We start from the raw sequence: 15,427 nt of genomic DNA on the forward strand, positions 1-15,427 counted from the left end.
TCTCAAAACCGGTCTTCCGGGAATGGCCTTTGCGCCGTTATCATGACATCATGTCGCCTGCCAGAGGAAACCGGCATCACCATGATCCATGCCGGGGAAGCCCAAAAACACATCCCAAAGCAGCCCTGAAATCGTCCTGTCTTCTGATTATCGCACTTTGGCCGGAAATTCCACCGTCACATCAGGGTTTTCGCGCAGAAGCCCACATCGCGCAAATACCCGGGCCGCTGGCCCCGGGATTTGCCAGATACCAGCAAATCAATCTTTATCCTGGGTCTCGTCCGGGCTGGCTGCTTCAGGCAGGATAACGGCGGCTGGTACCGTCGGATCGGCATAGACGATACAGTTACGGCCATTCTGCTTTGCCTGATACAGGGCGCGGTCCGCCACCAGCAGCGCCGTTGACAAATCCACCTCGCCATTCTGATCGCCAACTTCTCCCCCAACAGTCACACCGACGCTGGCCGTAATACGCACCGCACCGGCATTCCCGTCGTCATCTTGCAGGCGGATATCGCCAATCATATCGGCAAGACGTTTTGCAATTGTTTGTGTGATTTTCCCCGTCGCCGATGGCAGCAAAACGGCAAATTCTTCGCCCCCCAGCCGAACAACCAGATCATCATCGCGCAATGCCCCGCGCAATACAGCCGCAACCTCCTGCAACAGCCGGTCGCCACAGGCATGACCAAAGCGGTCGTTAATATGCTTGAAATAATCAAGATCGAGCGTCGCGATCCCGTAATGCCATTTTTTATTGCGCAACCGGCGAATATCGCGCAGCCGGTTGACGGCACCTTCAAATCCACGCCGGTTCAAAACCTCGGTCAGCGGGTCGGTCGAGGCCAGAACGGCAAGCTGCTTTTCCACTTCCTTGTGATCGGTCACATCCAGTGCCGAAACCATCATCCCCCCGCCATCAAGGCGATTGATGCGAATGTCGGTCAATCGCCCGGACGGGGAGACAACACCGTTCCGATCGGCATGGTCATGACCGGTTGCCACCATCTCGCGATAAACAAGCCGCAAACCGGACACATCAAATTCGGGGGTCGCAGCCGGATAAACACCGGGATTTTGGGCAAACAGGCGGGCAAATTCACGGTTGAAATGCAAAACATGCAAATCTTCGTCAAACATGGCAACCGCCGTTGGCACCATGCGAATAACTTCGGCAACCGCATTTTGCAAACTGTTGCGACTGCGCACCAACATATTGTTCATGCGCACTTCTTCGCGCACGTCATGGGCCGTTGTCAAAATGGCGGGTTTGCCATCATGCCATAAAATGCGTTCGTCGGTCAGATCACACCAGACTTCGCTGCCATCGTCCAAATGCTTGCATTCACGCCGACGGCTGCCATCAAAAACCCCCTGCAATATTTTCTCGCTGGTTGCCGATGTGACATCGCGCGACGTCGCCTCGACAAATCGCAAAAGGTCGGGTGTTTTCATGAAATCGCTGGCATTTTCCGCGCCCATCAGGCGGGCATAGGCATCATTGACATAAAGGGCGCACATATCCCGATGCACCGCAACACCAATGAAGGACCGGCCCAGCATGTGGTCCACCTGCATCGCCGTGCTGCCATTTTCAATAACCTGGGCTGTGGTCATCAGGGCACGGCTGTCTTCCCAGTCGATGGTTTCATCACTGATTTCAAGCCAGACGGGAACACCGTCGCGACGCAAATTGTAAACTTTCTTCCAGCCGTGAAAACCGCTGGCATTCATGAATTTCTGATAAAGCCGCAGGGCTTCGCGGTGAAAAGCAGGCGGGATATACGGCAACAGTTCCGGGTCTGTCATGAAATCGGCTGCATCGCGGCATCCCATCATGCGGGCATAGGCATCATTGACATACAACGCCACCAAATCCCGATGGATCACAACACCAACCGATGATTGCCCATACAAACGGTCAATCTCTCTTTTCTCAAAACGCGCCAATCCAGTCCCCCGACCACAAGCCGTTCCCGACAATATCCGTTACACTGACTGCAACCTACAGCGCCACCTCATGATACATTGCACATCACATTTCAAAAACGACGGGTACAAGCAGCGGTCAGACCTGCAAACTCCTTTGCAAAGGCCATTTTATCGGCACACGCCAGAATTATCCAGATTCCAGACAGGCCACAAACCGGATAAAACACAAATAACATCAGATTTTTTAAATATGCGCAATCAGGATCAAGGAGAACAGCCCAGACAAACAATCAAAAATAGAAAACTGACTGTCTTATACGGAAAATTGGCAATCAGGATCACTGCGGGCCAAAACCGCGTTCCGGCCCGTCAGGAAACATCATCAAGAAGACGTCAGCGATCACAGATGCATCGCTTCAATATCACTTAGTGAAATATCAAAGGCCGACAAACCTTCCTCGATATATTCACCCAGCATCGGGATCCCGGTTAAATATTCGGCGGTATGGTTGGTATGGCCTTCTTCCGCCTCGCTTAACGCTTCCTGCCATTGGTCGGCATCAAAGCTGCCACGCCCAATCCAGACCAATGCCACCAGATGGCATTGTTCGTCCCAGTTCAGGTCATTAATCGCGTCAACCAGTTCGCCGTGGGTCGCATCATCGCCATAGGCTTCAAGCACTTCGCGAAACTGGTCATCCGAGGCGTTTGAGCCATAATCCGGTTCAATCACGTCTTCCTGGGCATCAAAGGCGCGCGCCTTGAGCAGGATAAAGGCCAGTTTTTCCAGGTCAATTGCCGGGAAATCATCGGTTGCGGTTTCTTCATCATTCAAAACGTCCGACATAAAATTCTCCGTTTTCCAAGAAAAATTCTGTTACGGCACGACATCACAAAAAGACACAACAGGGCACAAACATCATTTTGTCGGGCAGGGCCGCATCGGCAAGCCCGTCAGGATCACAAAAATCTCAATGCCATGATCCTGCCAATTGTTATGATTACCGTCTGTGCCGTTTAACAACCCGCAAAGGCACTTGTTCCCGACACACATTTCCCGGCACCGTCCCGCCTTCTGCTTGACCGGCCCCCTGCCGGCAGCCAGATTACGACCCAAACAAAATACCAGCCCCAAGCCCCACAACCGGAGAAAAAAATTGGATCATCGCGACGTTGACATCCTGAAACACCAGCGCGGCTGGGATGGGTATTTCAAACTTGATGTTTATGAATTGCGCCACAAACAGTTTGACGGCAGCCAAAGCCCGATCATCCGGCGTGAAGTGCTCGAACGCGGCCATGCCGTGGCCGTCCTGCCCTATGACCCGCTCCGTGACGAGGTTGTGCTGATCGAACAGTTCCGCCCCGCCACCCTGAGCGTTCATCGCAACAACCCCGACATGCCCGCCTGGCTGGTCGAAGTGGTGGCGGGTATTGTTGAACCGGGCGAAAGCCTGGCGGATGTGGCCCGGCGTGAAACCCTTGAGGAATCAGGTTGTGACATTATCGGACCGCTGGAGGTGATCGTTCCGCGTTATTACGCATCCCCCGGCTGCACCAGCGAAACGGTGCAAATTTTTTATGGCCGGGTGGATGCCGCCAAAGCTGGCGGGTTGCATGGCCTGGAGGAAGAAGGCGAGGATATTCGCGTTTTCACAAAATCATCCGATGACTGTTTTGCCATGCTCAAGGCCGGTGAATTTTACAATGCGCCAACCATCATGGCCCTGCAATGGCTGATGCTGAACCGCGATCGCCTGCGTGATGATGCCGCAACACCAGAATAATAACACAAAATTTACGTTGTATTTTTAAAACTGTCTTGACTTTTGTGTATAAAAGGATCAATCAACAGCCATACAGTTTGCAATCAGATAATTCTGGAGTCTGTCATGGACATTCGCAATGGCACCATCGAGGCCATTGGCCGCACCCCGCTCATCCGCCTGAAAAAGGTCTCGGAACTGACGGGCTGCACCATTTTGGGCAAGGCGGAATACACCAATCCCGGCGGATCGGTGAAGGACCGTGCCGCCCTTGCGATTATTCGCGATGCCGAAAAACGCGGCCTGCTACAGCCGGGCGGCGTGATTGTTGAGGGCACGGCAGGTAATACCGGCATTGGCCTGGCAACGGTGGGTAATGCGCTGGGCTATCGCACCGTCATTGTCATCCCCGAAACGCAAAGCCAGGAAAAGAAGGACCTGTTGCGCCTTTTGGGTGCTGACCTGCGCGAAGTTCCCGCTGTGCCCTATCGCGATGAAAACAATTATGTGCATGTATCGCGCCGCCTGGCCGAAGAACTGGCAAAAACCGAGGCCAATGGTGCCATCTGGGCCAACCAGTTTGACAATATTGCCAATCGCCAGGGCCATTTTGAAACCACCGGCCCGGAAATCTGGCAACAGACGGATGGCAAGGTGGATGGATTTATCGCGGCTGTGGGTACCGGCGGCACCCTGGCCGGGACGGCAATGGCACTGCGTGAACGCAATAAAAACATCCAGATCGGCCTGGCCGACCCGATGGGTGCGGCATTGTTCAGCCACTACAAACATGGCGAACTGAAATCCGAAGGCAGCTCGATCTCTGAAGGGATCGGCCAGGGCCGCATTACCGCCAATCTGGAAGGGCTTGATATTGATCACCCTTTCCAGATCAGCGACGAAGAAATGCTGCCCATCGTCTTTGACCTGCTAAAGGAAGAAGGCCTGTGCATGGGCGGGTCCACCGGGGTGAATATTGCCGGTGCCGTCAAGCTCGCCCGCGAACTGGGTCCGGGCCACACCATTGTCACCATCCTGTGTGACCTTGGTACCCGCTATCAAAGCAAACTTTGGAACCCGGCCTTCCTTAAGGAAAAGGGTCTTCCGACACCTGACTGGCTTTAAACGCCAAGCCTTCTCGCAAAAACGTCCCGCAATTACTGCCGGGACGTTTTTTATTGGGCGGTCAGAACGATCAGAACGGTCAGGCCGTGCAGGTTTCCACCCTGCGGGCATAACGCCATAAATGGCCGGAAACCAGCAAGGCCACCACCAGCAACGCCCCGGCAAAACCGGCCACCGCCAACCAGCCCCCATGCGTCCAGAACCAGCCGCCAATAGACCCCATAAAACTGGAACCCAGATAATAAGACAGCAGATAAAGCGATGCCGCATGCCCCTTGGACTGCGTTGCCATGCGCCCGACCCAGCCACTGGCGACCGAATGGGCCATGAAAAAACCGCTGGTTAAAACAATAATGCCACCAATCACCATATAAATCGGCCCGGCCAGCGTCAGGGCCACACCGGCAAGGGCCACCAGAAGACCAATCGCCATAACCGGGCCGCGCCCGTGTCTATCGGCCATGCCCCCGGCAAGGGATGATGCGGCAATGCCAAACAGATACACCGTAAAAATAAGGCTGATCGCCCCCTGCCCCAAATGATAAGGGGCCGCCACCAGCCGGAACCCGGCATAGTTATAAACCGTGACAAAACAGCCCATCGCCAGCGCACCAATGGCAAACAGCAACGGCAATGCCGGATGGCGCACATGTTTGGCCCAGGCATTGATGTGATAGGCCAGTTGAAAGCCCGGCCTGGTGGTGAAATTGCGCGAGGGCGGCAGCAAAATGAAAAAGCCAATCGCTGCCAGAAGGTCAATCACCCCCAACACCCCCAGGGCGACTTCCCAGGATGTAAATTCCGTCAACAAGCCCACGCCCACACGGCCCGTCATGCCGCCAAAGGCCGTGCCGCCGACATAAAGCCCCATTGCAAACCCCAAACCACGCGGATGAATTTCCTCGGCCAGGTACCCCATCGCCACGGCAGGCACGCCACCCAGAACAACACCTTCCAGGGCACGCATCACCAGCAAAACATGCCAGTTGGGGATAAAGGCCTCGGCAATGTTTAAAACCGATGCCGCGCACATCGACACAAACATCAGCCGACGGCGGCCAAAGGCCTCGGATGCGGCACCGGCCAGCAAAATCGAAAAGGCCAGAAACCCGGTTGTCAGCGACAGGGCCAGCGAACTTTCCGCCGGACTCACGCCAAAATCGGTGGAAAAGGCCGGCAATAAGGGCTGCACACAATAAATCAGGGTAAAGGTGGCAAAACCGGCCAAAAACAGGGCCATCGCCACCCGGCGATAGGCCGGTGTGCCGGGTTCTACCCAGCTTTGCGGGCTGGCTGGGGGCACAGGGGTGGATAGCAGGTTGTGGTCTGCCGTTTGGTCACTCATTTTTCGTCCTTGAAGAATTGCCGTAAAGGGCATTTTTGATTTTTTGAAAGTGTTGCACCTTCCCGGCCATCCGTCCAATATATGTTAGTGGCATTCTTCATCTGTTTTAGAGATACCAAAATTGGAACTGCGACATATCCGTTATTTCCTCGCTGTGGCCGAGGAAGGCAATTTCACCCGTGCCGCCCAGCAAATCGGCATTGGGCAGCCACCGCTAAGCCAGCAGATCAAGGATCTGGAAACTGAAATTGGCGCCAGGCTGTTTCATCGCCTGCCCCACGGCGCAGAACTGACCGATGCCGGGCGTGCCTTTCGCGATATTGCCGGTCAATTCCCTGCCCTGGCGCAACAGGCGGTGCAGGCCGCCCGGCGTGCCGCACGCGGCGAAGTGGGCAATTTGCATGTCGGTTTTACCGGCTCTGCCGCGTTTAACCCGGTGGTGCCTGCCGCCATTCGCACCTTTCGCCGGGCCTGGCCGATGGTCAACCTGACCCTGACCGAAACCAATTCCACCCGCCTGCTTGCCAGCCTGATCGACGGGCAGCTTGATGCCGCCTTTTTACGCCAAAACGCAGTGGATCATTCTGATATTGCCCTGCACGACCTGGGGTCCGAACCGATGGTGGCCGTTCTCCCCGGGAGCCACCCCGCCGCCAGCGCCGAAACCATCAATTTGGCGGCACTCGCCAATGATCCCTTCATTTTAACCCCGCGCGAGGTCGGGCCGACCCATTTTGACACCGTGATGAACGCCTGCCAGCAGGCCGGGTTTACGGCACGTTTGGGCCAGTCCGCACCACAATTTGGCTCTGTCATCAATCTTGTTGCGGCTGAACTGGGCGTGTCGCTGGTACCCACATCGATGCAGCAATTACAGGCGCGCGGTGTTGTTTATCGACCCATTGCGGGCAGTGCGCCGGTGGCCTGGCTGTCTCTGGCCTATCGGCGCGATGCACGATCCTCTGTGACCGACAATTTCATTGGCGGGATCGTCAAAAATGCCTGAGCGATCAGGCTGCATCACACGCGTACTGCATCCTTAATATATTCCAGTGCCTGCTGAAATAACGTATCGGCATCATTCAGGGCGCTATCGAGCACCAATGGCGTGCCTTGCCAGGGTTCATATTCGCGGGCCAGCACCGCCTGCCAGTCCGGCAATTTCAGGTTTTCAACGGTTGATATACGGGTTTCAATCCGCTGGCGATGCAGGGCCGCATCCGAACAAACCAGTTCGATCTCGCAAAACCGCGTTTGCGCCCTGCCCGCAACCTCACGCCAGGCATCGCGGGTGATGGCAATGGGATTAACACTATCGGCAATCACAAACTGCCCCAGCCGCAAATTATCCTCTGCCACCCTGTAGGCCACCATATAGCCCTCCGGGCCCATTTCGCGGTTGCCAGTGCCATATTGCGCATCGGCATCGCGCAAGGCCTGTTCGATGCTGTCAATGCGCAGCCACATGGCTGGCATGGCACGGGCCAGTTTTTCTGCCAGCGTGCTTTTGCCGCAACCGGGCAATCCGCCCAAAATAATCAGCATATCCCGGCCCTCATCCTGTTTTGTCTCTCTTGCGCGAAATGATACCGCGCGCTGGCGTTATGATATTTTTGCCCTAAATTAGGTCTTAACAGAGCCCATTGGCGCGGCTGAAAAAACGCCCTGCGCCCAACAGGATATATTGTTATGACACGTTTCTCCATCCTTGACCTGTGCCCGGTAAATGCGGGCGAACATCCATCCGATGCGCTGCGCAATACCCTGGAACTGGCCCAGCACGGCGAAAAGCTGGGTTATCATCGCTACTGGCTGGCCGAACATCACAATATGCCCGGCATTGCCAGTGCCGCCACATCCGTGGTCATTGCCCATGTTGCCGGGGGCACCAAAACCATTCGGGTTGGCTCGGGTGGCATTATGCTCCCCAACCATGCGCCTTTGGTGATTGCCGAACAGTTTGGCACCCTCGATGCCCTGCATCCGGGCCGCATTGACCTGGGCATTGGCCGCGCACCGGGCACGGACCAGCGCACGGCAGCCGCCCTGCGCCGCGACATGCACGGCAGCGAAGAACGCTTTATCCAGGATGTGTTGCAGGTTCAGCAATTCCTGGCCCCGCTGGAGGGCAAACCCGCCATTCGTGCCGTACCCGGTTATGGGTCGCAAGTGCCAATGTGGCTTTTGGGGTCCAGCCTGTTCTCCGCCGACCTTGCCGCGCGGTTGGGCCTGCCCTTTGCCTTTGCATCGCACTTCGCGCCCGATTATCTGATGCAGGCTCTGGATCTTTATCGTTCGCGATTTGAACCGTCCGATCAGTTGGATAAACCCTACGTTGCCGCCGCAATGGGCTTTTTTGCCGCCGATAGCGACGAAGAAGGCCAGTATCTTGCCACCTCGATGCAGCAGCAATTTTTGAATTTGCGCCGGGGCAATCCGGGCCAGTTGCCTGTCCCCGTTGAGGATATGGACACGATCTGGAATTCGATTGAAAAGGCCGGTGTCGACCATGCCATGCGGTATGCCGCCGTGGGGTCACATGCCACGGTCAAGGCCAAGGTGCGGGAATTTCTTTATGAAACCCGCGTGGATGAACTGATCCTGACAGCCAATATTTATGACCATCAGGCACGGCTTAAATCCTTTGCCCTTGGTGCGGCCATTCGTGACGAACTGGCGGCCGAAAAGGCACAAACCGCCTGCGCCTGAAAACCATCAGGCCATTTTGCCTTTTAACCCTGATAAAGGGCATATTTCACAAACCGCCGGGCACGGGCTTGTCCGGCGGTTTTCACAAGGCCCCACCAAACCAGCCCCCTGGTCATTTGGATGCCGCCCCTTCCATATCGTGAAAAGCCTTCTGCATTCGCTTGCACATCGTAACGCCTTCGGACATGATACCGACGCGGTTAAAACGATTTTTCCTTTTGCCGCAATGTCTTGCTTGCAAAGGTTGATGCGTTCGCGATGATCAAATTTATTCTGGCCGCCCTGCCCATTGCCACCATTCTGTTTTTAATGATCAAGGCAAACTGGGGCGCGGCCCGTGCCGGGGCGGCAGCCTGGTTTGTCACCGCGATCATCGCCTTTTTTGCCTTTGGCACCCCGGTGGATATATTGATTGTCGCCCAGGCCAAGGGCGTGATGCTGGCCCTTTATATTCTGTATATCGTGTGGGCCGCGCTGATCCTGTATTTTGTCGCCGAGGAAGCCGGGGCCATCAAAACCATTGGCGCGGCCATTCGCAAACTGACCGATGACCGCCCGTTGCAATTGCTGATTTTGGGCTATGTCTTTGCCACCTTCCTGCAAGGGGTTGCCGGTTTTGGCGTGCCCATTGCGGTGATCGCACCCTTATTGCTGGGTATGGGTTTTTCACCGGTCCTTGCCGTTGCCGCCCCCATGATCGGGCATAGCTGGTCGGTCCTGTTTGGCAATATGGCAACCTCGTTCGAGGCGCTGATTGGCGTAACCGGCATTCCCGGCAGTGAGCTAACCCATTATTCCGCCATTTTGCTGGGCCTGTCAGGTTTTACTTGCGGGGCGGCAGTATTGTGGCTTGATGGCGGGTTTCGGACTGTTCGCCGCCGCATGGTGCCGCTGGTGATTATCGCCGGGGTGATGGGTGTGGCCCAATATATGATGGCAAATTATGGCGTCTGGACGCTGGGCGGGCTAACCGCCGGGATCGCCGGGCTGGCCGTTTCCATAATCGTCACCCGGTTCTGGAAACCGCACCCCGATGACATTGCCGAACCCAATGGCGACGACACGCACCACATGCCCCTGATCGAAGGGTTAACCCCCTATCTGGTGTTCATGGTGATTGTCGGTTTGGCAACCTTTGTCACACCGATCAAACACTTCCTGAACGGCATTGAAATCACCCTATCCTTCCCGGCAATGGAAACCCTGCAGGGCTGGAAAATTGCCGCCGAGGATGCCAAGGGCATTGCCCTTTTTGGTCATCCCGGCGCACTTTTGCTTTATACCGCCGCCGTCAGCTTTGCCTTTTTCAAACTGCGCCATCAATATGGCCCAGGCATTGGCAAACGCATCATGCAGCGTACACTCAAAAGCGGCCTTCCCACCAGCATTGGCATGGTGCCGGTGATTGCCCTGGCCCTGATGATGGACCATGCCGGCATGACCTTTGCCCTGGCCGAAGGCGGATCCAAGCTGTTTTCCGGGGTCTTTGCCATTGCCTATCCACTGGTGGCGCCGTTAATTGGCGCACTGGGCGCCTTTATGACCGGCAGTACCAATAATTCCAATGTGGTTTTTGGCATGTTCCAGCGCCACACCGCCGAACTTTCCGGCATTTCCACCGCCCTTATTCTGGCCGCCCAGGCCACGGGGGCGTCGCTTGGCAGCATGCTGGCACCGTCCAAAATCATGGTGGGATGCTCCACCGTCGGCCTGTCGGGCAAGGAAGGACCGGTGCTATCGGTCGTGCTGAAAACCGGGATGATCCTGACGGTGCTAAGCGGTGTATGGGCGCTGGGAATTTTGCTGGTTACAATGATTCTGGGGGGCCAGTAAGATGAAAAAATTCCTGTTTAATCCGGTTTTTCTGGTTCTGGCGTCCCTGATTCTGCCCGTCATATCCTTTCTGGCAATGGCCCATAACGCGATACTGGCGGACATTTTATTTGCCCTGTTTGTGCTGGTCATGGCGCTGATTGCCCTGCGCAAATAGGGGTTTGATCCCACCCATCAAACGCAGGGCACCCCAACAGATCGCGCCCAAGGCATCAGATTGCTATTTCTGAAATCAAATTTCAAATATAGCAATATTATGCGCCACAACCATCAGCCCAATGTAAACGTCGATAACATTTTATAGGGTTTCGCAACTACACCACACAACCGGAACCCGTTAGGGACGGAATGTTGCCAGCTTGATGCCAAAGGCAACAAAGACAGTGCCGGTTACGGCCTTTAACGCCCGCTGGAAACGGCCATTGCGCACCGCCCCGGTCAAACGCGCCAGCAGTAGAACCATTGCACTAAACCACACCGCATTGATCAGGGCATGAAGGCAAACCAGCGTAAAGGCCGCCGTGACCGAGCCCGCCCCGACCGGCACAAATTGCGGAAAAGCCGCCAGATAAAAAATCGACACCTTGGGATTAAGCGCATTGGTCAAAAACCCTTCGGCATAAGCCTTGGCAAGGGTGCGTTTGCGCTGCGCAGGCGCGGTTTCAGCCACGGTTTTTACCCCGCGCCAGGCATCGCGCAGCGCCTTGATCCCGATCCAGCACAAATAGGCCGCACCCAGCATTTTAACGATGAAAAATGCCTGTGCCGATTGCACCAGAATAACGGAAATACCCAGGATCGAGAGCGTACCATGCAGGTAAAACGCCGAAACAAACCCGGCCACATTGGCAAAGCCCGCCGCGCGGCCCGATGTTGGCACCGTTTTGGCAACCAATACCCCATTGGGGCCGGGTGACATCACCAAAAGCGATGTGACCAGCGTAAAAGTCAGTATCTGCGACCAATCAAGCACCTATCGTCCCCTTCTGTCCAAGTGCGGCATATTGCCAGAAAGGCACCAGATTAGCCGACGGATCCAACATATGATACAGGCTTGGCCGCACATACCCACTTATTGCGATATGCCAATCCAGCCGATTGATCCGGCAATGGCCTTTATGCCACCCCCAGGCGCTGCCCCCGATATTTGCGATCCAAAATCGGTTGCCACCAGCCCGGATGGTTCAAATACCACGCGACCGTATCGCGCAGGCCGGTTTCAAGGCTGTATTGCGCCTGCCAGCCCAGGCGGTTTTCCAGCTTGGTCGCATCAATGGCATAGCGCCTGTCATGACCGGGGCGGTCGGTGACAAATTCGATCATTTCATCGTCGGGCGGCAGGGTACGATGCGGGGAAAGGTCACGCACATGGGCAATGATCTGGCGGGCAATATCAATATTGCGCGCCTCGTTTCGCCCACCAACATTATAGGTTTCGCCAATAGTGCCATGCTGCAAAATCAGGCGCAGCGCGGCAACATGGTCAGTCACATGCAGCCAGTCGCGGATATTTTGCCCGTCGCCATAAACCGGCAATTTGCGCCCTGCCATTGCATTGAGAATCATTAACGGAATGAATTTTTCGGGAAACTGGAACGGACCATAATTGTTGGAGCAGTTCGACACCACCACCGGCAAACCATAAGTATGATGCCAGGCCCGCACCAGATGGTCCGACGATGCCTTGCTGGCCGAATAGGGCGAGGTGGGCTGATAGGCCGTTGTTTCACTAAACAGCCCTTCCGCACCCAGCGATCCATAAACCTCGTCGGTTGAAACATGGTGAAACCGGAAGATTTTTTGCCGGTCAGAAGGCAGATTGCGCCAGTATTTAAGTGCGGCATCCAGCAGGCAATAGGTTCCGACAATATTGGTCTGGATAAAATCCCCCGGCCCGTCGATGGAGCGATCGACATGGCTTTCGGCAGCCAGATGCAGGATGGCATCGGGTTGGTAATCCTCCAGAATATGGCTGATTTTATCACCATCGGCGATGTCCGCCTGCATGAAACGATAACCCGGTGCCCCGTCGATCGCGGCCAGAGAGCGTTGGTCGGACGCGTAAGTCAGCTTGTCGATATTTAGAACCTGCCAGCCGCAGTCTCCGACCAGATAACGGCACAGGGCCGATCCGATAAAACCGGCACCGCCAGTGACGATCACACGCATGAATATCCTCATTTTTTGAAAATACCGGGCCTGTCAGGGCATATGATGGGACCATTCAAACATGGCCCGCACAAGGCAGAAAAAGGGTTTTACGATTGCAATGTTCTTATTTTGTTCTATTCTGACACCTCGCATAAACACCCCTTTACCATCGGAGTTCCGCCATGCGGACCAGCCCCCTGCCAAGCACCGATACCCGCAACACCACAGCACAGGACCCTGCCCTGCTGCCTGCCCGTGCACACAAGGGGCGCGGCGCGGTTTCCAACGCCAATGGCCGGTTTGAAAAATTTTCGCATCATGCCTGGGATGATGGCTGGCTGACGCAACCCGGCGATGCCCCTGCCAACGGTGACGATGCGATTGGGAATATATCGGAGGCCCCGCGCCTGAAAACCACATTGGGTATTGATGGCGCGCGCAGTGTGATTACCCGCAACCAAAGCCCGGATGTACCATTTGATCGCTCGATCAACCCTTATCGCGGCTGCGAACATGGCTGCATTTACTGTTTTGCCCGGCCAACCCATGCCTATCTGGGCCTGTCACCAGGACTGGATTTTGAAACCAAACTGTTCTGGAAGCCCGATGCCCCGGCCCTGCTGCGCAAACAGCTTGCCGCCAAAACCTATATGCCCGCCCCCATTGTGATTGGCACTGCGACCGACCCATACCAGCCGGTGGAACGCGAAAAACAATTAACGCGGCAACTGGTCCAGGTGCTGGCCGATTGCCGGCATCCCTTTTCGATCATTACCAAATCGGCCCTTGTCAGCCGCGATATCGACCTGATCGCGCCAATGGCCCGGCACAACCGGGCGTCTGTTGCCATGTCGGTCACGTCACTGGATCACCGGCTGTCCAACCTGCTTGAACCGCGGGCCAGTGCGCCGCATCGCAGGCTCGATGCCATTCGTAAACTGACCGATGCGGGCATTCCGGTCACGGTGTTATGCGCGCCGATCATTCCCGGCCTGAATGACAGTGAAATTGAAAATCTGGTTGCCGCCTGCAAACAGGCCGGGGCACAGTCGGTTTCGCATATTGTCTTGCGCCTGCCGCTGGAAATTGCCGATTTGTTTGAGGAATGGCTGGAAAACCATTACCCGGACCGGCGCGACAAAGTCATGTCGCTGGTGCGGCAAATGCGCGATGGCAAGGTGTATGACGCCACCTTTGGCACCCGTATGCGCGGCAGCGGCCCGATTGCCGATTTAATTGCCAAGCGGTTTGATCTGGCCCGGCGCAAACATGCCATGACCGGCCGTTCGCTGGATCTTGATTGCAGCGGCTTTATCCGTCCCGGCCCGGATGGGCAATTATCCCTGTTTTAAACGTGATGGGACATCGGGTATTTGCGCCACATATTGCCCCGGCGTGGTGCCAAATGTCTTTTTAAAGGCGCCAATAAAGGCACTGATATTTTCATATCCCAAATCAAGGGCAATGGTCGTTACCGCGTTACCCGATGCCAGCATCTCTAGCGCGGCCAGCATCCGGGCGCGTTGCCGCCAGTCGCGAAAGGCAAGGCCGGTTTCGGCTACGAAACGTCGGCTAAGGCTCCGCGGTGCCATACCGGCCCAACTGGCCCATTGTGCCATGCCGCGCGTATCGGCCAAGTCGGCGGCAAGTGCGCGGGTAATGCGTTGCAAGCGCGGGTCCTGCGGGGCGGGCAGGTTCAGGCCGACCGGCCGGGCCGAGGCAATTTCATCCAAAATAACCCGTGCCAGATTGTGCTGAGCCGGGCTTTGCGGGCCATCTGCCCAAGCTGACGCCCGGTTAATTGCCGCTTCCAGCAACGCATTGCTTTCTACTGTTAATGGACTTTGCGGCAATGTCGCGCACAGGGCGGGCGGGATATAAACACTCCATCCCTGAAACGGGCCGTTTGATTGCAAGCCATGATCATGATGGGGTGGCACCCAGGCCGCATGACAGGCCGGAACCAGCCACGCCCCGGCATCGGTCTCCACCCGGATTGATCCGCTCAGGGTGCCAATCAATTGCCCGTAAGCATGGGCGTGACGTGCCGTCTCGCGCACAAGCGCACTGCGCCGCACCACCACACGGATGGCGGGGGACACCTGCGTATCATTCAGCAAGGATGGATCAATCAGATAATCTGCCATGATGGCCTTAATTCCGTATTTTTTGGCAAGAGCCCGTCAGACAAGCCAGTTTTATACCGCTATTTTCCCGTGACCGGCAAAGACATTGGGCCTTTGCCCGCACGGAGAATGCAACATGACACCGCAGAACGCACAAAACCTGCTCACGACCCTGTTTGAAACCCTGATGGATCAAAGCGTTCCGACAACAAAGCTCGCAGCCTTTTTTACCCCGGATTACGTGCAAATTGTGGATGGCAAGAGGTTGGATTTAAATGGTTTTCTAAGCCATGCCGCCATCCTGCGTGACACGCTGGTCAAAACCGATATCCGTTTTGAAAACATCATCACCGGTGGCAACACCATTGCCGATATTCATTTTGTGCATGCGCAAAAGAAAAACGGCCAAACCATCATGTATGGACGGCCCACTGAAAGCA

General features: G+C 55.8%; 15 protein-coding genes. 8 read left to right on the plus strand and 7 right to left on the minus strand.

Annotation, left to right across the window (positions count from 1 at the left end):
• Positions 1–258 precede the first annotated feature (258 nt).
• Positions 259–1,950: a sensor domain-containing diguanylate cyclase gene (locus tag TH25_RS09575; RefSeq protein ID WP_114088191.1), complete on the minus strand. Its 1,692-nt coding sequence runs from the start codon at positions 1,948–1,950 to the stop codon at positions 259–261.
• A gap of 382 nt (positions 1,951–2,332) precedes the next feature.
• Complete coding sequence (locus TH25_RS09580) at positions 2,333–2,779, minus strand: DUF3775 domain-containing protein (protein ID WP_114088192.1); 447 nt, start codon at positions 2,777–2,779, stop codon at positions 2,333–2,335.
• Positions 2,780–3,089: 310 nt separating this feature from the next.
• Here TH25_RS09580 and TH25_RS09585 point away from each other — a divergent pair, with 310 nt between their 5' ends.
• On the plus strand, positions 3,090–3,719 hold the full coding sequence (locus tag TH25_RS09585; RefSeq protein WP_114088193.1) for an NUDIX domain-containing protein: 630 nt from the start codon (positions 3,090–3,092) through the stop codon (positions 3,717–3,719).
• Between the two features lie 105 nt (positions 3,720–3,824).
• On the plus strand, positions 3,825–4,823 hold the full coding sequence (locus TH25_RS09590; protein WP_114088194.1) for a cysteine synthase A: 999 nt from the start codon (positions 3,825–3,827) through the stop codon (positions 4,821–4,823).
• Positions 4,824–4,902: 79 nt separating this feature from the next.
• Here TH25_RS09590 and TH25_RS09595 read toward each other — a convergent pair whose 3' ends face one another.
• On the minus strand, positions 4,903–6,168 hold the full coding sequence (locus TH25_RS09595; protein ID WP_114088195.1) for an MFS transporter: 1,266 nt from the start codon (positions 6,166–6,168) through the stop codon (positions 4,903–4,905).
• Between the two features lie 121 nt (positions 6,169–6,289).
• Between TH25_RS09595 and TH25_RS09600 the strand changes: the two genes are divergently transcribed.
• Positions 6,290–7,174, plus strand: a complete 885-nt coding sequence (locus TH25_RS09600) for a LysR family transcriptional regulator (RefSeq protein ID WP_114088196.1) — start codon at positions 6,290–6,292, stop codon at positions 7,172–7,174.
• Between the two features lie 14 nt (positions 7,175–7,188).
• Here the strand turns inward: TH25_RS09600 and TH25_RS09605 are convergent, their stop codons facing one another.
• Positions 7,189–7,713, minus strand: a complete 525-nt coding sequence (locus TH25_RS09605; RefSeq protein WP_114088197.1) for a P-loop nucleotide/nucleoside kinase family protein — start codon at positions 7,711–7,713, stop codon at positions 7,189–7,191.
• Between the two features lie 144 nt (positions 7,714–7,857).
• Between TH25_RS09605 and TH25_RS09610 the strand changes: the two genes are divergently transcribed.
• From TH25_RS09610 to TH25_RS24895, 3 genes are all read left to right on the plus strand, one after another.
• Positions 7,858–8,877, plus strand: coding sequence for an LLM class flavin-dependent oxidoreductase (locus TH25_RS09610; RefSeq protein ID WP_114088198.1), 1,020 nt, complete (start codon positions 7,858–7,860; stop codon positions 8,875–8,877).
• Positions 8,878–9,135: 258 nt separating this feature from the next.
• A complete protein-coding gene (locus TH25_RS09615; protein WP_114088226.1) occupies positions 9,136–10,710 on the plus strand; it encodes an L-lactate permease in 1,575 nt (524 codons plus the stop codon).
• A gap of 1 nt (position 10,711) precedes the next feature.
• The gene (locus tag TH25_RS24895) at positions 10,712–10,867 is read left to right on the plus strand and encodes a hypothetical protein (RefSeq protein ID WP_181847519.1); all 156 of its coding nucleotides are present in this window, start codon (positions 10,712–10,714) and stop codon (positions 10,865–10,867) included.
• A 180-nt stretch (positions 10,868–11,047) separates the two neighbouring features.
• On the opposite strand, the gene TH25_RS09620 is transcribed toward TH25_RS24895, so the two are convergent.
• A complete protein-coding gene (locus TH25_RS09620; protein WP_258549104.1) occupies positions 11,048–11,683 on the minus strand; it encodes a LysE family translocator in 636 nt (211 codons plus the stop codon).
• 143 nt (positions 11,684–11,826) lie between these two features.
• A complete protein-coding gene (gene rfbB / locus TH25_RS09625) occupies positions 11,827–12,879 on the minus strand; it encodes a dTDP-glucose 4,6-dehydratase (protein WP_114088199.1) in 1,053 nt (350 codons plus the stop codon).
• 164 nt (positions 12,880–13,043) lie between these two features.
• Here rfbB and TH25_RS09630 point away from each other — a divergent pair, with 164 nt between their 5' ends.
• Positions 13,044–14,213 carry a PA0069 family radical SAM protein gene (locus TH25_RS09630; protein WP_114088200.1) on the plus strand — a complete coding sequence of 390 codons (1,170 nt, stop codon included), beginning with the start codon at positions 13,044–13,046 and terminating at the stop codon, positions 14,211–14,213.
• Here TH25_RS09630 and TH25_RS09635 read toward each other — a convergent pair.
• A complete protein-coding gene (locus tag TH25_RS09635) occupies positions 14,199–15,008 on the minus strand; it encodes a helix-turn-helix domain-containing protein (protein ID WP_114088201.1) in 810 nt (269 codons plus the stop codon). The genes TH25_RS09630 and TH25_RS09635 overlap by 15 nt on opposite strands.
• Before the next feature lie 115 nt (positions 15,009–15,123).
• On the opposite strand from TH25_RS09635, the gene TH25_RS09640 reads away from it, so the two are divergent.
• A partial coding sequence (locus TH25_RS09640) for a hypothetical protein (protein ID WP_114088202.1) occupies positions 15,124–15,427 on the plus strand: 304 nt, incomplete at its 3' end.

Origin of the sequence: Thalassospira profundimaris (genome assembly GCF_003326755.1) — a bacterium.
GTDB lineage: Bacteria > Pseudomonadota > Alphaproteobacteria > Rhodospirillales > Thalassospiraceae > Thalassospira > Thalassospira profundimaris_B.